This window comes from Paenibacillus sp. YIM B09110 (assembly GCF_037167145.1).
Classification (GTDB): domain Bacteria; phylum Bacillota; class Bacilli; order Paenibacillales; family Paenibacillaceae; genus Pristimantibacillus.
The window spans coordinates 105827-123201 of the sequence record NZ_JBANSP010000012.1 but is presented as its reverse complement, the minus strand read 5'-3'; the positions used below and the strand labels follow the sequence as shown (position 1 = coordinate 123201).

At 47.8% G+C, this 17375-nt stretch carries 17 protein-coding genes; 6 read left to right on the top strand and 11 right to left on the bottom strand.

All coding sequences use genetic code 11. The annotated features are described in order from the left end of the window. Positions 1–248: 248 nt before the first annotated feature. From V8F51_RS31605 to V8F51_RS18685, 3 genes are read right to left on the bottom strand one after another with little or no spacing between them, the layout of a single operon-like run. Positions 249–380 (bottom strand): carbohydrate-binding family 9-like protein, encoded by a 132-nt coding sequence (locus V8F51_RS31605; protein WP_442956456.1) that lies wholly within the window; start codon positions 378–380, stop codon positions 249–251. Next, positions 370–1392, bottom strand: coding sequence for a Gfo/Idh/MocA family protein (locus tag V8F51_RS18690; protein WP_337101886.1), 1023 nt, complete (start codon positions 1390–1392; stop codon positions 370–372). The genes V8F51_RS31605 and V8F51_RS18690 overlap by 11 nt, the downstream gene beginning before the upstream one ends. Continuing rightward, positions 1392–2240 carry a sugar phosphate isomerase/epimerase family protein gene (locus tag V8F51_RS18685; protein WP_337101885.1) on the bottom strand — a complete coding sequence of 283 codons (849 nt, stop codon included), beginning with the start codon at positions 2238–2240 and terminating at the stop codon, positions 1392–1394. Before V8F51_RS18685 ends, V8F51_RS18690 begins: the two co-directional genes overlap by 1 nt. A gap of 145 nt (positions 2241–2385) precedes the next feature. On the opposite strand from V8F51_RS18685, the gene V8F51_RS18680 reads away from it, so the two are divergent. Both V8F51_RS18680 and V8F51_RS18675 read left to right on the top strand, forming a co-directional pair. Continuing rightward, a complete protein-coding gene (locus tag V8F51_RS18680; RefSeq protein WP_337101883.1) occupies positions 2386–3336 on the top strand; it encodes an AraC family transcriptional regulator in 951 nt (316 codons plus the stop codon). A 150-nt stretch (positions 3337–3486) separates the two neighbouring features. Next, the gene (locus V8F51_RS18675; RefSeq protein WP_337101882.1) at positions 3487–3756 is read left to right on the top strand and encodes a hypothetical protein; all 270 of its coding nucleotides are present in this window, start codon (positions 3487–3489) and stop codon (positions 3754–3756) included. A gap of 70 nt (positions 3757–3826) precedes the next feature. Here V8F51_RS18675 and V8F51_RS18670 read toward each other — a convergent pair whose 3' ends face one another. The 3 genes from V8F51_RS18670 to V8F51_RS18660 form a co-directional block, all read right to left on the bottom strand. Further along, positions 3827–4639, bottom strand: a complete 813-nt coding sequence (locus V8F51_RS18670) for an alpha/beta fold hydrolase (RefSeq protein ID WP_337101881.1) — start codon at positions 4637–4639, stop codon at positions 3827–3829. Positions 4640–4798: 159 nt separating this feature from the next. Further along, positions 4799–5140, bottom strand: coding sequence for a zinc ribbon domain-containing protein YjdM (locus V8F51_RS18665; protein ID WP_337101880.1), 342 nt, complete (start codon positions 5138–5140; stop codon positions 4799–4801). Positions 5141–5229: 89 nt separating this feature from the next. Continuing rightward, entirely contained in the window at positions 5230–6441 is a 1212-nt protein-coding gene (locus tag V8F51_RS18660) for a glycoside hydrolase family 71/99-like protein (protein WP_337101879.1), read from the bottom strand. Positions 6442–6648: 207 nt separating this feature from the next. Between V8F51_RS18660 and V8F51_RS18655 the strand changes: the two genes are divergently transcribed. Then, on the top strand, positions 6649–7842 hold the full coding sequence (locus V8F51_RS18655) for a stalk domain-containing protein (RefSeq protein ID WP_337101878.1): 1194 nt from the start codon (positions 6649–6651) through the stop codon (positions 7840–7842). A 69-nt stretch (positions 7843–7911) separates the two neighbouring features. Here V8F51_RS18655 and V8F51_RS18650 read toward each other — a convergent pair whose 3' ends face one another. Beyond that, positions 7912–8562: a M48 family metallopeptidase gene (locus tag V8F51_RS18650; RefSeq protein ID WP_337101877.1), complete on the bottom strand. Its 651-nt coding sequence runs from the start codon at positions 8560–8562 to the stop codon at positions 7912–7914. 117 nt (positions 8563–8679) lie between these two features. On the opposite strand from V8F51_RS18650, the gene V8F51_RS18645 reads away from it, so the two are divergent. Next, positions 8680–9828, top strand: a complete 1149-nt coding sequence (locus V8F51_RS18645) for a hypothetical protein (protein ID WP_337101876.1) — start codon at positions 8680–8682, stop codon at positions 9826–9828. Positions 9829–9845: 17 nt separating this feature from the next. Here the strand turns inward: V8F51_RS18645 and V8F51_RS18640 are convergent, their stop codons facing one another. Continuing rightward, the gene (locus V8F51_RS18640; RefSeq protein ID WP_337101874.1) at positions 9846–10685 is read right to left on the bottom strand and encodes an HAD family hydrolase; all 840 of its coding nucleotides are present in this window, start codon (positions 10683–10685) and stop codon (positions 9846–9848) included. Further along, complete coding sequence (locus V8F51_RS18635) at positions 10678–11454, bottom strand: DeoR/GlpR family DNA-binding transcription regulator (protein ID WP_337101873.1); 777 nt, start codon at positions 11452–11454, stop codon at positions 10678–10680. Before V8F51_RS18635 ends, V8F51_RS18640 begins: the two co-directional genes overlap by 8 nt. Before the next feature lie 255 nt (positions 11455–11709). On the opposite strand from V8F51_RS18635, the gene V8F51_RS18630 reads away from it, so the two are divergent. Both V8F51_RS18630 and V8F51_RS18625 read left to right on the top strand, forming a co-directional pair. Further along, positions 11710–12285: a LysE family translocator gene (locus tag V8F51_RS18630; protein WP_337101871.1), complete on the top strand. Its 576-nt coding sequence runs from the start codon at positions 11710–11712 to the stop codon at positions 12283–12285. Positions 12286–12313: 28 nt separating this feature from the next. Next, positions 12314–13090, top strand: coding sequence for an AraC family transcriptional regulator (locus V8F51_RS18625; protein WP_337101870.1), 777 nt, complete (start codon positions 12314–12316; stop codon positions 13088–13090). 71 nt (positions 13091–13161) lie between these two features. Here V8F51_RS18625 and V8F51_RS18620 read toward each other — a convergent pair whose 3' ends face one another. After that, the gene (locus tag V8F51_RS18620) at positions 13162–14613 is read right to left on the bottom strand and encodes a DHA2 family efflux MFS transporter permease subunit (protein WP_442956459.1); all 1452 of its coding nucleotides are present in this window, start codon (positions 14611–14613) and stop codon (positions 13162–13164) included. A 271-nt stretch (positions 14614–14884) separates the two neighbouring features. After that, the gene (locus V8F51_RS18615; RefSeq protein ID WP_337101868.1) at positions 14885–17353 is read right to left on the bottom strand and encodes a glycoside hydrolase family 3 N-terminal domain-containing protein; all 2469 of its coding nucleotides are present in this window, start codon (positions 17351–17353) and stop codon (positions 14885–14887) included. Between the last annotated feature and the right edge of the window lie 22 nt (positions 17354–17375).

The window sequence follows — 17375 nt, the reverse complement described above, 5'->3', positions numbered from 1 at the left end:
TCCTTTCGTTTGTAAATCCTAGCCTTTTAGACTTTTGATTGGATTTTGTACAATCAAAAGGCGAGTACCAAGAAGATATCAGAGTTTGATTGGATTTTGTGCAGTCAAATGGACGTGAGATGGTTACTAGGGGCTAGAAATACCGATTTTGACTGCATGTTTTCCACTCAAGCGTCACTTAACAGGCGATTTAACCCAATTAGACTGGATGAAATCCAGTCACCAGTGACACGTGTAAACTCAGAGGTTCATTTAACGATTATCGTTCCGAAGCAATCGCTCCGATGGTAATCGGTATGCTCGGAGTAGACCCGTTTCCAGCTCAAATAGTGGGGAGCCGGCGTTAGCTTCGCTGCACGAGGCTTGTAATTAAGGAACATCGACCCAAGCACCGCGGTTATCCGCCGATTCCAGCTCTGCCGTTACGATCTCGATACTGCCCTTCGTGCTCTCAGGAGTCGCCGTATCGATCGGCAGCCCGCCCGCAAGTGACTCTACGAAATATTTGAGCTGATAGTAATAGCCTTGGTCGGCAGGAAGCTCGGGGCTGAATCCGGCGCTATCATTCGGATTCACCTTGACGCCGGCACCGCCGAACTGAATGTTGCCGCGCTCGAAGTTTACTTTAAAGCCCATCTCGAATCCGAAGTCGCCATTCAGCGTCCAATCGACGTGCGCGGAAATAATCTTGTTGTCGTCGTAGCGATAAGTGGTGTTTACGATATCGTACCCGCTGCCCGGTATGACATTGCGGCCGTAGCAAGATACCGCCTCCGGCTTGCCGAACAGCCAGTTGATCGTATCCGTATCATGCACATGCATATCAAGAAGCGCGCCGCCGCCCTTTTCCTTCTGCAGCACCCATGGTCCCCATGAAGGCGTACCGCCGCCGCGGTAGAAGTAGCCGCTCGTTACGCTGCCGAACTTACCGCTCTCCACAAGCTCCTTCAAGTGTACGTACGCCGGCCAGAAACGCAGACATTGACCGATCATGAGCTGCTTGCCATTTCTTGCGGCAGCCTCGATCATCGCATCGCATTCCTTGGCATTCATCGCCATCGGCTTCTCGCATAACACATGTACGCCGCTGTCCAAACATTGAATCGTCACGTCGCGGTGCAGGAACGTCGGCAGCGTGATGTCGACGAAGTCGAGCTGCTCGGCTTCCAGCATCTGCTGTACAGACGTATACTTGCTGAAGCGGCCGTAATCGATCTCGTTCTCCGAAGACGTGTCGATATTGCCGCCCCCTCCGCCGCCGTTCAGCTTCGCTTCATCCACGTCGCACAAGGCGACGACGCGAATCGGCGCGCCTTCCCGCTCCAAGCGAAGATAGTTCTCCAAGTGCGTTTTGCCCATAAATCCAAGTCCGATTAAACCGATATTCAGCATTAGCGTACCGTCCTTCCCAAGATCGCGTCCATCGCGGCCGACGTATTATAGATGATTTGTTTCGTATGATGCGTATATGGAGGAATCATTTCGGCCGTCACGTAGTCGTCATAGCCGATCGATTCAAGCGCCGCGACAACTACAGGGTAATCCACGTCGCCAGCCAGCAGATCGACGAATCCATGCAGTCCGCCCGCTTGTCTGCGGTAATCCTTGAAGTGAACCTTCTTGATGCGCTTGTTCAATATCGAGATCCAATGCTCCGGATAGCCGGAGTAAACGACGTTGCCTACGTCAAAGTAAGAGCCTACGAACGGCGAGCCGATGGTATCGATAAAACCCCGCATCTCAAGCGGCGACAGCAGAAACTTGTTCCATACGTTCTCGATGCCGATGGATACGTTCACTGCTTCGGCAGTCTTCGCAAGCTTCGTGAAGCCTTCCAGCGCATTGTCGTAAGCGCGGTCGTACGGCACGACTTCCGCATTTGGAATGAAATCGACGCCCACCGCGCCGGGAACGATCAGAATCGTATCGACGCCCAGAACCGCGGCGAATTCCAGCTGCTTCTTCGCGATATCGATCGCTTTTCCCCGAATTTCGGGACGCTCGCTCGTCGGCGGATAATCCCAGTATAGACCGCTGGCCAAGCTCGACAGCGCAATGCCCGTATCGTCGGCGAAGCGGCGAATGGCGCGCACCTCAGCTTCCGTGCTCTCCAGACTAAGCGCCCCTGTCTCGTTCAGCGACAGCTCGATGCCGTCGAAACCCGCATCCTTCGCAAGCACAATGCTCTCCTCGATGCTCATTCCTGACGGGAAAGACCAAATATTTATTCCTTTTTTCATCGTGCGAACAACCTCCTTAGCTCTTCTTAATGCTTATTATAAGAAGTCCGCCGACGTTCGCCTTTAGCAAATAAGCCGTTCGTTTTGCACAAGCCGAATCGGATATATGATAAAATGCAAATAACAGTAATGACTACGGATCGGGGTGAAACGGCAGATGGAATTCGCCAGGCATACATTGAAAGAAATGATCGCGGTTCGCAAGCTGATCTCGTTTCATTATTTTGAATTCGCGAAAGGATACGTGTTCGAAGGGGAGCAGCATGACTTCTGGGAGTTTCTCTACGTGGACAAAGGCTCGGTCGAGGTAAGGGCAGACGATCGTACGCATCAGTTGGAGCAGGGCATGATTATTTTCCATAAGCCTGAAGAGTTTCATACCGTTCAGGTTAGCCAGCAGCATAAGCCGCCCAACTTGTTCGTTCTATCCTTCGAATGCGCCTCGCCCCACATGGCTAGATTCGAGAATCAGCTGATGAGGCTGGGCACGAAGGAACGCAATCTGCTGTCTCTGCTGCTGCAGGAGGGCTTCCATTCGTTCGAGCCGCCCTATGACAGCTCGCATACCCATGAGCTCATCAGCAATCCGGAGGCGCCGTTCGCCAGCGAACAAGTCATGCGAAACTATTTGGAAATGCTGCTGATTCAGCTCATTCGCCAGCAGGACGAGGGATATCTCCGCGACGCCTCCTCCGCAGCCCGCAAGCCGGCCTCGTTCCAAACCGAGAATACGGAGGAGCAGATGGCCGAGCAAATGATCGCCTTCATGCGCGAGCACCTGCAAGAGCCGCTGAAGCTAGATCAGCTGTGCAAGGAAATGCATCTTGGCAAAAGCAGGCTGAAGGAGATTTTCCATTCCCGGACCGGCACGGGGCCGATCGAATATTTCAAACAGCTGAAAATTGAAGAGGCTAAATCTCTCATTCGCGAGCAGCATTACAATTACACGGAGATCGCCGCCATACTGGGCTACAGCAGCATCCATTATTTCTCCCGCGACTTCAAGAGGTCGACCGGCATGTCTCCCACGGATTATGCGCGAACGGCCAAAGCCCGCGTAAGGCTGGATGCGCCATCGACGCCAAAACGCAAATAACCCTGCCCGGACGCTTAGTCTTGGAGCAGGGTTATTTTATGAATCGCGACCTAATGACCCGACGGCTTCCATTCCGAAGAACGGCATACACAAGAGAATTCATTCAAGCATAACTTATATAGTTTCAACCATGCGAAGGAGGACCATTCATTGAACAAAAGCAAGGGTATTCCCGGTCGCAACGGACAAGATTCTAACAACATAGAAATAAATTCCGCCAAACTCGCAATCCTTGCAGGAGCTGTTACGACTTTTGGCGATATATTGGGCACTATAGCTGACGCTCTTGCTTTGGAAGAAGGGCTCCAAGCGGAAGCTGAACAAACAGAGTATCAAAAAATGCAGGATGAAAAAATAGCCAGCATGCAAAAACAAATCGATGAGCTCACGCTGCAAATCAAAAACCTAGCCAAAAAATGACTAATGAAGGCATCTCTTAAGTTGCCGATTCCATACGGACAGGCCCTTCTGAATGCAACTTCCTACTAAGTTAGCTCTTATCTGTAAAAAAAGCTTTAAGCTCCTTCGAAATCCGTTTTGCATCAAGCTTCTTCGTATGGCCAAGCCCCTTCTGACTGAGCAGCCGCGCATTAGGGAGAACATGAACCAAAGCTTGCGCGCCGTGTCGCAGCGAGATTGGACTCTCCGTCCCTTCGAGCACCAACGTCGGCATCGCGACCCCGCTCCATTGTTTGGCAGGAAGCGGATTGCCCTCGTTGTAGCCATCCAGCAGCGCGGCATCATAAGGCAGCGTGTGAGCAACGGCCATGAGCCTCGGCCATACACCCGGAATGATACGCATCATACCGACAACAAATGAAGGAGCACCCATACCCTTGGTCATAAAATAGTTAATCGTATCTGCCCGGCGATCAGCGGCAATGAGTTCCTTAACCTGCTTCGCAAAATTTTCGGGAGGCACGTAGCCTGCTGTATCAACGACAAAAGGAGGCTCATGCAGCACTAGCTTCTTCATGCTCACCCCGCTCGCCGCCGCCTGCAACGCAAGCACTGCCCCGGAAGATAAGCCATATACATAAGCAGAACCGCCCGCTTCATCAATCAATGCCTGCAGATCCTCAATCTCGCGCTCAATCGCATACGGCTGCGTGTCTCCGCTATCGCCTCGTACCCGGCGGTCGTAATTGTATACCGTGAACTGTTCAGACAGCAGATTCGCCAACTGCAGCTGCCCGGGAAATTTTCGATAACTGAACGCTCCTGCTATTAATATAAGCGCTGGACCATGCCCCGCCTTGTCATAAGCAATCCTCGTACCGTCTTTTGAAATAATCGTGTTCATATGGAATCCCCTCTCCAGCTTTCCAGCTTCTAATAAGGCGACGAACGAATAACGGTATAATCGACACATCTTGTAAAGTTTTTTATAAAAAAACTCCGACAAGCGTTAAGCATGTCGGAGCTCTTGCTGTTGATAGGTGGCTCGTAATGAGCTGCCAGCCTATATCTTTTTGACAAATTCGGATTTCAACTTCATTTCGCCAAACCCGTCAATTTTACAATCGATATTATGATCGCCGTCGACCAAACGAATACTCTTCACTTTCGTACCGATCTTCAACACGGATGAGCTGCCCTTAACTTTGAGGTCCTTAATAATGGATACGGAGTCGCCATCGTTCAGCACATTTCCGTTAGCGTCCTTCACAATCTTCGTATCTTCGCTCGTATCTTCTACCGATTCTAACGTCCACTCATGTGCGCATTCCGGGCAAACGAGAAGATTTCCGTCCTCGTATGTATATTCCGAATGGCATTTCGGGCAATTGGGCAAATCATTCATGATATCAGTTCCTCCATCGCTGCAGTTCATTCAATGCTTCTATACTGCCATAGCGTTCAACTCTTGGCAAGCTGGATGGAGGCCACGCACTAGCTCGTATGAGGTGTTGGATGCTGCTCGGTCACCGGAATCTCCCCGCGGAGCATTCGATTAATATCGCCTGTCAGGCGCAAATAGAAATCCGACGACACTTCGACACCGTCCGCGTCAAGCGTCAAGAAATAAGGACTGTCTGGCGCAAGCGTCGCGTTCACTGCCGCCTTCGCAATCGCCGTCGCTTCGTCATATTCATCGAACATCGCCACATAAGCCGTTTCGATCCCGAGACTTGCGACATTATAAGCTTGTCTCCACATGAAGTCGCCATGCTGCCTAGGGATTTGATTCGGCGGGCCTGCATGCAGATTCACCCAACAGAAGCCGGGCCACAGCACGGGCTGGTAATCGATGCCGTTCCCTTGCGTGAAGCTGACATCCTGTTCGATCGGGTCCATCTTGAACTGATCGGCACCTTCGAGTCCGTTGAACCGTCCGACAAGCCAAGGCGATATCATATGGAAACGGCGGTATGCATCGAGAAAATCAGGTTTCGAATCAACGGTACTCGTTCGCCAATACGTCGGCACGCCGCCAATGACGTACATATTGCGCTCCTTGAACCATTCGATCAGTTCAGCAGACTCCTCTGCCGTTCCCGGCCGATCTGTAAAGCCCATTCCCCAGATGCATACGACCAGCTTGCCGTCCTGCTTCGCATAAGAGGGCGAGTCTGTTAATTGCAGGCTCCCGACGATGTTCGTCGTCCAATCATGCTTGATCGCATCTGTCCAGGTGTCTGCGTTCAAGCCCGAAGTGTCGTACATGACATAGAATTTGCGGTTATGCTTCTCCGCCGCTCCCTTCACCTTCGATGCTACACCGTCTCTGTTCGCCCGCCAAATATTCGGCTCATCGCTTGTGCTGGCCCCAAAGCGCTGCAGCGCCGCACAATCGATACCGTATTCCCGCATCCATTCGAAATGCTTATCAACCGTCTGATCGTCATAGGACGAGAATAGCCTAGCCGGTTCCCCGTTGCCGAGGCGCGGCAAATCGGTCTCGTACAGATGCTCGTATTCGCTTACATCGGGGTACAAGTCAAAGGTAAGGTTGCCAGTGTCGTTCGGCGTCTCGCCTCTCCGTGACCAATGCACCCAACCGTCGAAGGGCGACGGATCTCCCTTTGCGCTGAACCATCCTTGATACCCTGCCGTCAGCTTGCCGACGACATCCCCTGCAACACGTGCTTCATTAGGAATCAAACGCCTTGCACCTCCTGAATATGGCTTGCTTGTCTACTGACATATCCATATTCTTATAAGGGCGCCTCCTCGTATATGAGGGGATGTAGGCTTTTGCAGTCCAATCAATGCCTCTTAAAGATTTTAAGTAGAACGATACCTAATCCTGTATACTGGAAATATATGCTTTAAAATTACATCCATTAATTTATGATTAAGGAGTACACGATGACCACGACGATGCTCAGAAAGCTTTTGTTCACCATGCTTGCGCTTTGTTTGATTGCAGCGGCAGTACCTGGTATTGTTGCCGCAAACGAAAGACCGATTCAATTGATTGTCAATAACGAGAGCAAAGGCGAGTTGGACGCTTATATCCAAAAAGGGGTTATGTATGTTGCGCTTCGCCCCTTTCTAAATGCGCTCGGCTATACGGTTCAATATAATTCTGCGGATAAGGAAGTCTCGAGCAACATAGACGGTAAAGAACTGATGTATGTTTTCGGGGAAGATTCCATTTACTTCGATGATGATGCTTATTATTTGCCTGTAACGGGTACTATTCTAAACGGACAAGTCTATCTCCCCATTCGTCAACTAAGCTATTTCACTAAATACAATGTTGATTATGACAAACAACGGCGCACTGTCACTATGGTGAAGTTTGGTTACGGTCAAGAGCTTGCCATACGGGAATTAGTTACGAAGTATTATTTGACGAATAGCCCGAAATTGCTCACGGATGATACCCTTATCTACTACAATCGCAATTTTGATTATGAGGCCGATGCAGCCCAATACATTAGTGAAATTCCGACCAGAAATTTTATCGTTAAGATTGACTATATCCATTACGCTTCCGATCATGAAGCGGAGCTTCAGGTTACGTATACCGATAACGATCAAGTACTAAACACTACAAATGTAACTTGGTACAGTATTCGATTTGAAAACGGGCAATGGAAAATTTATAGAGAAGCAGTGATAGAGCTCCTTCACGAACTACCTCCCGACATAGATGAATCGGCAGCAGCAATCTTGGAACAGAATAATAAAGAGCAGGCCTCAGTATTATCAGATATACATACTTACTATAAGGCTCATAACGAAGAAAATATTGAACTCGCGCTTCAGTATACATCGCCTTCTTTTATCGATCACTGGAAGGCTTTCATGATCGACCATAGCACTTGGAGACAAAGCTTGGAGGCACATTATACCTACGCAGATGAAAGAGTAAAGCTGACCGACGAGCGCATCGTATTTCTCGGAGAGAAGGAAGCCGTCGTACACGGTATGCTCGAATGGAGTGAAACTGTGGAATGGGAAATGGAAGGCCCCTATGTGTATGAAGCCCTTATTTATTTGGATTATGCCAATGGACACTGGAATTACGGCATGGATCTGCATATTGATACTTAATTACATAAATAACGAACAGCAACTAAAAAGGCAGCCTTGGCTGCCTTTTTTGCATGATACCGACAACCGTCACAGCGTCATTGCTTGCCCGTGCCTCTCCAAATATTGCTCCTTCTCCTTATAATCAGGCATAATGCTTCCTACTCTTCTCCAGAACGAGCGATCATGGTTCATATGCAACAGATGGCATAGCTCATGGATGACGACATAATCGATGACCTCGAGCGGCGCCATCGCCAGCCGGTAGTTGAAGGTCAAGTTCCGATCCGAGCTGCAGCTCCCCCACTTGGTAGCCGACTCTACGATGTCGAATGCCTTCGGCTTTACCTTCAACTGGGCTTGATAAATCTTGATTCGTTCGCCGACCACTTTCTTGCAGCTCAGCATATAGAACTTCTTCAGCTTAACCTTTCGCTCTTCCTCGCTCAGCCCGTCCGTCTCTATGAGCTCTTGCAGATCGTAATAGTTGCCTAGGTGTAGGAACTTGCCCTCCTCATAATCTCTCGTCTGAGGGACATTCCGCGCTGCAGCTATCGCATCCAGCTTATCCAGGATCGCACGTCCATGACGCTTCACTGCCAGCATTAATTGTTCATCACTTGTACCATTAGGCGCCTTAACCGTTATGTGCCCTAATGAATCCATTTGGATCGAAAACTTCGCTTTAGCTCCGTACTGCACGTTAAAGGTTATCTTTTGATTGTCGAATTCGAATTTCATGAACAACATCGTACCATGAATATCAACGAAAGGTAAGGACTAGAGACCGTTGCCCATTTGCTGCTTCTCAAGGTACACTATTGTCAATGTATGCCACCAAACGGAGGGTTCGATAACTTGAAGCGTACCGAGTTCCAGCGCCCGAAGAGCGGGCAAACATCGACTACAAATAAAACCGGGGCATCCCCCTTGCAAATGAAGCCCTCCATGCTGGCACTCCAGCAACAGATCGGCAATCAAGCTGTCTTGCAATTGATGGGGCCAAAGAAGCGAGCTCTCCAACAGGTTGACTATTCCGAGGAGGAGTCCGAGGACGAAGAAGTGACAGGCGATCAGGCGACTAAGAAGCAAAGAAACACACTCAGCACTTCATCGTCCAAACCTGTGCCGCAGCCGCCTGCGAACGATGTGGAAGAGGAGTCCGATGATTCTGAACAAGAAGAGTCGCCTGAATGGGAAGTGAAGCGCCCTAGCTTTACGACCGCCTCCAAACGGGCGGCCTTCGCTTCGACGAACCGCGATCCGGGTTATCCGGTCAAAATCGGTGATTACCGTAAGCCAGGACTAGTGGAAATGAACGGAGCGATGCCGCACAGGATGTCTTATAACGATATTCGCAACAACGCTCTTAAACTGAGGGATGGCAAAGAAACGTCCACCGATTTCAACAGATGGACCGACCGTTTCATCACGGCTGGCAAGGAGAAGATCGACAAGCGCAAGCAGGAGCAAGTCGGCGATGCTTCCGACAAAGAATTGAAGCAGCTGATCACCGACATGGAAACGTCCCAAAAGATGTTTATTAGCGCAAGGGACAAACTTGCCTCGAACCCGAAAGACAATGCTGTGTTCGAAGCTTTCATCAAGCAGGCCAACAGCTTCCACGCCAACGTACCGGATGTCGGCCCGCACTTCGGCGTCAACAATCCGGTGCAGGAAAACGCGCATATGCATGTGGAGACGGTCGAAGAACCACAGACCAAGTCGATGGATACGGGTGAAGAAGAGTCGGAAGAAATGACCGACAAGGCGCCCAAGCCGCCGAAGCTGACGCGCAGACTCTCGATTATGAGCAGCCAAGTTCGCCGCATGTCGATCGGACGGATCAGCGCTTTTCCATATGATGCGAAGGGCAATCTGATTACAACCGACGGATCAACCGTTAACATGGACGATCTGCCTAAAGAGGACCGCGAAGCGATCGGGCAACATCCGAAGAAGACGGTGAAGGGCTACGATTCGAACTTCAAGTTCGGGAATCAATAGATGATGTCTGAGTTTTTCTACGCATTTGGAGGCAATACCATTTCGGTATTTCCTTCAAATGCACGATTATAGGATTTGATATGATCTATCGCATCGGCTACGCAATCTACGATATGGCTTGCTTGGTTCCTTATATCAGCGTGGCTGCCGCTCATCGCGTAACTATGCTCTGTTAGGGCAAACATGGATAAATCGTTAAAAGAATCCCCAATGCAAGCAACCTCGTTTGGCTGCAATCCCAGCTTGCTGATCAGAATCGATAAGCCGATCCCTTTAGATACGTTTAGAGGCATGACGTCCAGACAATCCTTGTCGGATATGAACGTTTCTATTTTACCTGCAAACTGATCGTTCAATTCAGCCTTCAATCGGTATAATTCATCAATCTCGCCAAAGTAGGCAATCTTGCTGCACCTTATTTTGTCCTCTTTCAAATCTGCCTCCAAATCACCATGCTCGGTACCAGCGGTAAATATACGCGCTTCGTAAGGAAGCACGGCGTCCGTACGCTTCTTCATATAATAGCTATCATCACTGCAGCTAACGAAATTCACGAATTGTTTATAGCCGCTTGTGGCTTGAAGGAGCCTGGAGGATACTTCTGGCTCAAAAACCGAGGATGCCATCAGCTCGGTGTCATGCGAATGCACCGTTGCGCCGTTCTGTCCTACCGCGTGATACCTATGGTTGAAACCATTCATCACGATCTTGATTTCGGAGTACATCCTTCCGGACGCGATGCACAATTGGAAGCCTTCGTCGACTGCGGTTCTGACGGCTTCTCTATCTCTGTTATTCATCTGACGCGCATGATCTAACAACGTACCATCCAAATCACTAACAATCAGCTTAATCATCATTATCTACCTCCGAAACGACTAATAGTTCAACATGGTGTTCAACAAGCTTTTCCATCATTTCGAGATTCGGCTTCTGGTCGGTAATCAGCAAATCAATCGATTCCAAGTCGGCGATTTTGAAAAACATCTGATCTCCGAACTTCGTATGGTCGGCGAGTACAATGACTTGTCTTGCCCGTTTGATCATCTCCCGCTTCACAACGCCATCTTCCTCATGCGGATAAGACAAGCCATTAGCCGTAATTCCGCATGCGCCAAGAAATAATTTGTCGACCTGATAATCGGATAACTTATCAAGCGTCGATTGCCCGAATAAAAACCGATGCCGAGCATTCAGCTCGCCGCCTAACAAATGGGTTCTTATCGCTTTTTTTCTAGACAATACGTCTGCGATATCGATCGAATTGGTTACGACAACGATGTTTTCGGCAGATAAATGTTCCGCAGCGAATTGGACCGTAGTTGAAGCATCCATCATCATGTAATCGCCGTCTTTCACGAGCGAAGCCGCAAAACGTCCAATCTCTCGTTTCACGTCCGATTCTCTCATCAAACGTTCTTTATATTCGTATACTTCTTTCGTTTTCGTGGGCAATACGGCCCCGCCGTGCGTACGGATGATGAGACCAAGCTCTTCCATCTTCAATAAATCCCGACGGGCGGTGTCGCGGGACACGTCGAATTGTTGGCAAATATCCTTAATATCAATGCGTTGGTGTTGTTTCAAATGATCCATAATGGCGTTAATCCGCTCTTCTTGAAACATGCCAGTTCCCTCCTTATTCATGATGCCGTAAGCGGTTGTAAGTCATTATACATCATTTACTTAAAAAGTTGCAATTAATTATCGTCTTTTGTGCATCAAAATAAAATACAATTTCGAAGACGAATCAACAAAAAAAGACAGCACCGAATTCTCGCTATCGAGAGTTCAGCACTGCCTAAACATCTGCAATAATATACTATATGGAATTTCATTATAAGATGTAGGATATGAGAAGAGCTTGAAAGGAGCACACTCATGGACGTTACATCTTTTTTGATTTATTGCACAATTGCTACTTTTACGCCGGGGCCTACTAATATCGTCATATTGTCCACGGTTAATAAATTCGGGGCAAAAAAAGCTATGAAATATGCGTATGGAGCTACTGCGGGATTTGGCTCATTGCTTATTATATCTGCTATATTGAATGCTTTGCTGCTAACGATCATACCGAAAATTTTGATTGTTATACAAATAATCGGGAGCGGTTATATGTTGTTTCTCGCTTATCAAATTTTCAAAACGGATACATCAAATCGGACCGTAAACCAGTCAGCTACCTTTATGTCAGGTTTCCTTATGCAGTTTTTGAATCCAAAAGTAGTACTTTTTGCAATAACCGTTATTCCAAGTTTTATTATATCGTACTATAATACCTTCCCAGCGATAACGGTAAGCATTATAACGATAACTATGATCGGATTCTCAGCTTTTACGACATGGGTTTTATTCGGAACCATCTTCAAAGCGTTTATACGGAAGTATAATAGGTTCGTGAATGTAATAATGGCCATATTTTTAGCTTATGCGGCCATCATGATCTGGATATAAGCAAGCTTACGCGAGGTGTTTTTTTGGAATGGACAAATTCGTTTATAAAAATTCAGCAGGCGTTACCGCGTTGTCAGCAAGCATTTCTGACTTCAAGTATAAAAAGCACGCTCACCAGGAGTATGCAATTGGCGTAACTTTGCGCGGCGTACAGCATTATAACTTGGAGGGCAGTCTTCAGTTATCTTATCAAAATGGAATTATGCTTTTTAATCCAGAACAAGCACATGACGGAATGGCTCATGATAAGACAGGGCTTGATTATATCATGTTATATATCGAGCCAAAATTACTTTTAGAGGCTACAGACAAGAAAGAGATTGTACGTTTCTCAACTCCTATTGTGTATGATCATAGGCTTGAACAACGGATATTACGTCTTTCTCATGCGATATTAAGCGAAAAAGATGAGGCTTTATGCAGCGAATTGCTCTTGTCCCTCACGGATAACCTTATGCAAACGAATTTTTCTACAGACGGCAAGAGAGATAGCACTCTCATTAGAAGTGCAAAGGACATGCTTCATGCCAACTTGGAACAGGTTCTTAAACTTGACGATATCTGTAGAGAGCTACATTTGTCGAAATTTCAGTTTATCCGATTGTTCAAGGCTCATACCGGAATTTCGCCCTACCAATACTTTCTTAACTGCAAGATCGAACGCGCAAAACAGATAATCGTCGCAAATAGAGATGTATATTCAGCAGTAGCTGCATGCGGTTTTGTTGATTTAACCCATTTAAATAAACACTTTAAAAGCGTTTATGGAACAACGGCATTCGAATATCTGTCACTAATGACTTGAGGAATAGTGAAAAAAAGCCCCGACAAGCATGAATGATGCTTGCCGAGGCTTTTTGGCTGTGTTCCTTGCAACTAAACCTTCGCTGTTGAAGACTGTTCCGCATTCTCTTCCTTCGGTGCGTAGGTACGTTTAATGAAGAGGCCGATTACAAGCGCCAGTATAGCTAAGCATAGACCAATGAAGAAGGCGTCATGCAGACCAGCAACCATCGATTGACGCACTTCTAGCGGCGAAGTGGGGTCGGCCGATGTAATCATGTAATCTTTGGCTCCCGACGACATGATGCTGATGAACAACGCCACACCGATCGCTCCTGCCACCTGCTGCAATGTATTCATAATCGCAGTCCCGTGCGGGTAGAGATGGCGCGGCAACTGATTCAAACCGGTCGTCTGCGCCGGCATCATGACCATAGACATACCCAGCATCATGATGATGTGAATGGTAACGATGCGGCCCTGCGTCCAATCCGTCTCAATGCCCATAAACATCCATATCGCAACGCACATGAGTACGAGACCGGGAATAACCAGTACTTTCGGGCCGAATTTATCGAACAAAACGCCAGATACCGGCGCCATGATTCCGTTAATAATGCCTCCGGGCATTAATGCCAATCCCGATGCGAATGCGCTCAAGAGCAGCACCTGCTGCATGAAGAGCGGCAGCATGATCATCGTGGAGAAGAGCGACATCATCATGACCAGCATCAATACGGTGACGAGTGAAAACATCGGATACTTGAAGGCCCGAAGATCCATGATCGGTTCCTTCGTTACGAGCTGTCTCCACACGAAGGATATAAGACTGATGCCTCCGGCGACCAAGCTCCATACAACGACCGGATCCGACCATGAACCGCGTTCGCCCGCGCTGCTGAATCCGTATACGATGCCGCCGAAGCCGACGCTGGACAGAAGAATCGATAAAACATCAATCCGCGGTTTCGTAAGGGTCGATACGTTCTTCATGAACACCCATCCGAACGCTACCGAGAACACGGCAAGCGGAATGACCATATAGAACAACCAGCGCCAAGACAGATGCTCAACGATTAGTCCCGACAAGGTCGGTCCGATAACAGGTGCCGTCATGATGACGAGACCAATCATGCCCATAGCGCCGCCGCGTTTTTCAGGCGGGAAGATAATCAAGATGACGTTCATCATGACCGGCATCATTAATCCGGTGCCTAACGCCTGAACGACGCGTCCGACAAGCAATATATCGAATATCGGCGCAACCGCGCTGATGACGGTACCCGCCAAAAACAGCACCATTGCCCCAATAAACATTTGTCTTGTCGTAAACCACTGCTGCAATAGAGCGGTAACCGGCACGAGCATGCCGACGACAAGCATATACGCGGTTGCCAGCCATTGCACGGTCGAATCCGCGATATTGAATTCTTCCATCAGATCGGGAAACGCGATATTGAGCAGCGTTTCGTTCAAGATCGCAACGAAAGCCCCGATAATAAGTGCTGCAACGATCGGCCCCCGCTTGATGTTGCCCAAATCGATATTCGCAGCATTGTTCTCTGTACTACCTACATTCACTCCTAACTCCCCCTTCATCTTTATCTGTCTAATTATATATCAAACCTTGTCCAAATTTCACCATCAGCATGAACTTCGCGTTATCTTCTGATTGTCTAAAATGTCCTGCGCACGTTTATAGCCGCATGAGATATAGAATTGATAATATGCGCAATAGTACTGCTGAAGGGCTTCGTCACGGTCGCCTGAATCGGCTTTCCGGCAAGCTTGAATGATGCTTGCCGGAGCTTTTTGCTTAAGAAAGATTGATTGCGGATACGTTGGACGAGAACACTTTTCTTTCCACAATCATTTTCTCGCCAACGATTTCAAATGCACCTTGCAATCGAATGTCCTGGGATGAAGCGCCGATGAACACTTCCATTTTCCCAGGCTCCACAACCTGTTCCATATTCAAGTCATGGAAAGCTAACTGCCTCATGTCCACCTCGCATGTTACTTCTTTCATTTCATTCACACCCAAGCTTACCCTAGCAAATCCAACCAGTTGCTTAACAGGCCTTACAACACTACTAATACTATCTCTGATATAAATCTGAACAACCTCGTCTCCTCGGTACTGCCCGCTATTTTTGACTTTAAAGCACACCTTCATTGCTCCGTCCGGACGAACCGTTGAATCCAAACTTAGATCGCTGTATTCGAATTGGGTGTAGCTTAGTCCGTGTCCAAAAGGGTACATCGGCTTGTTCATGTCATGATCAATGTATTCAGCCCAATCATTGATTTCCACGAAAAACGGCAGTCTGCTATGATACATAGGAATTTGGCCTTTATCCTTTAAGATCGTCACTGGCAGCTTGCCGCTTGGGTTGCATTCACCTGTAAGAATGTTGACGATAGCCTGCGCCCCGGTTTGTGCCGGAAGCCACGCGTACAGCAATGCTTTACTATTCGCGTTGATCAGAGGCAAAGCTAACGGTCTGCCGTCAATAATAACGGAAACGACAGGCTTACCCAGCTTAAATACCTCTTCCATCATCTCTAGCTGCGGTTGTTCCAGATCGATGTTAAGATTGTCCTTATTTTCTCCTGCGGTTGCATCCGTTGCTCTCATGCTTTCTTTGCCGCCTAATACAGCGATGACGAGATCGGCTTGTTGGACAGTATTCCTGACCTCTTCAATGCCGCCATCAATGACCGTCATGATGTCGCAACCTTTGGCAAACAAAACATTTTCCTCTCCAAACGCTTCCTCCAGCACATCTTTCACTGATTTGCAATTCGGATAATAGGTTTCAACAAAGTTTTCTGCGGTCGTATATTCTTTATTCGACTTTGCAGTACTGTTCCTCAAGCCTGCCAAAATCATTTCTTTCTGCTCCGGTGAAGGCTGATCTTCAAACACGATGCCTCTTTTCTTTAACACATCCTTGTATTCTGTAATCATGGCGTCATATGCGGTTTTCAGAAAATTATCCTCTTCCGAACGGTCAAAGTCGCCACTGGTAGTACTGGCTGTACCTACAGAGGAGTACCCTCCAAACATATTGATTTTGCTATCCGCACTCGGGCCAATTAGAGCAATCTTCACCTTCTTTTTCAGCGGCAAAATTTGATCTTCGTTTTTCACCAAAACAATCGATTTCTCGGCAATTTCTTGTGACAGCTCTGCGTACTCCGGTTTATTAACTTCTTCAACGAAATCGCCTGTTTCATAAGGATTTTCAAATAAGCCGAGCATAAATTTGGTCTCAAGAACGCGTTTCACCGAACGGTCGATATAGGCTTCTTCCAATTCTCCCTGTTCAACGGCTTCAACCAAATATTGATAGCATGTATTACTCGGCTGCTCGACGTCCATTCCAGCTTGGAGAGCCAATACTGCTGTTTCTTTCTTGTCTTGAGCTACCTTATACCGTGCATGTGCATGGCTAATGCTGCCATAATCAGCTACTACCAGGCCGTTAAATCCTAATTTATTTCTTAGGATATCGGTCAGCAGCCACTTTGATGTAGAAACGGCTTGATCGTTCAATATGCCGTAGCTATTCATAATCCCCATCACGTTTGATTCATGAATGGCTGCCTCAAATGGAAAACAATACGTATCCAGCAGCTTTCTTTCCGCTATTTGCTGCTCGCCGCCATTTCGTCCTCCTTCCGTATTTCCATAACCTACGAAATGTTTTGCCGCAGCCATAAGCTCACTGTCACCTTGAACACCATTGACGTAAGCTACTCCCATTTGGGCAACCAAATAAGGATCTTCTCCGTAAGTTTCACCTATTCTGCCCCATCGCGGGTCTCTTCCCAAATCAAACAGGGGCGAATGTACGCCCCTGATGCCGAAGGCCATTAACTGCTTTTTAACGACATCACCCATTTTATTAGCTAATTCCGGTTCCCATGTTGAAGCAACATTAAGGGACTGCGGGAAAGTCGTGGCACTCGGTATTTGAGCACCGGCTATCCCTTCGTTATGAACAAGCGCCGGAATCCCCAATCTGGTTTCCTCGACAAGATACCTTTGTATTCCTTTTAATGTATCCATATCCTTAAGAGTGTTACCGGTCAAAGAGAGATTCAAATAACTTAAGGTGCCGATACCGTTCGGTATGCTTTCTTTCATACCATCCAGATTCTCAGCCCCGCCCATCGCCAATGTACAATACAGCTGAGCTACTTTTTCTTGCAGCTTCATTCTCCCAAGCAGGTCTTCGACTCTTTCTTGAATAGGCTTGCTAGCATCTTTATAAATCATCATGAATTCCTCCATCAAGATA

What these genes read in the sequence shown, in the direction of transcription:
- V8F51_RS31605 (WP_442956456.1), bottom strand. Translation starts at nt 380, where the DNA reads ATGTTCCTTAATTACAAGCCTCGTGCAGCGAAGCTAACGCCGGCTCCC.
- V8F51_RS18690 (WP_337101886.1), bottom strand. Translation starts at nt 1,392, where the DNA reads ATGCTGAATATCGGTTTAATCGGACTTGGATTTATGGGCAAAACGCAC.
- V8F51_RS18685 (WP_337101885.1), bottom strand. Translation starts at nt 2,240, where the DNA reads ATGAAAAAAGGAATAAATATTTGGTCTTTCCCGTCAGGAATGAGCATC.
- V8F51_RS18670 (WP_337101881.1), bottom strand. Translation starts at nt 4,639, where the DNA reads ATGAACACGATTATTTCAAAAGACGGTACGAGGATTGCTTATGACAAG.
- V8F51_RS18665 (WP_337101880.1), bottom strand. Translation starts at nt 5,140, where the DNA reads ATGAATGATTTGCCCAATTGCCCGAAATGCCATTCGGAATATACATAC.
- V8F51_RS18655 (WP_337101878.1), top strand. Translation starts at nt 6,649, where the DNA reads ATGACCACGACGATGCTCAGAAAGCTTTTGTTCACCATGCTTGCGCTT.
- V8F51_RS18650 (WP_337101877.1), bottom strand. Translation starts at nt 8,562, where the DNA reads ATGAAATTCGAATTCGACAATCAAAAGATAACCTTTAACGTGCAGTAC.
- V8F51_RS18640 (WP_337101874.1), bottom strand. Translation starts at nt 10,685, where the DNA reads ATGATTAAGCTGATTGTTAGTGATTTGGATGGTACGTTGTTAGATCAT.
- V8F51_RS18635 (WP_337101873.1), bottom strand. Translation starts at nt 11,454, where the DNA reads ATGTTTCAAGAAGAGCGGATTAACGCCATTATGGATCATTTGAAACAA.
- V8F51_RS18630 (WP_337101871.1), top strand. Translation starts at nt 11,710, where the DNA reads ATGGACGTTACATCTTTTTTGATTTATTGCACAATTGCTACTTTTACG.
- V8F51_RS18625 (WP_337101870.1), top strand. Translation starts at nt 12,314, where the DNA reads ATGGACAAATTCGTTTATAAAAATTCAGCAGGCGTTACCGCGTTGTCA.
- V8F51_RS18615 (WP_337101868.1), bottom strand. Translation starts at nt 17,353, where the DNA reads ATGATTTATAAAGATGCTAGCAAGCCTATTCAAGAAAGAGTCGAAGAC.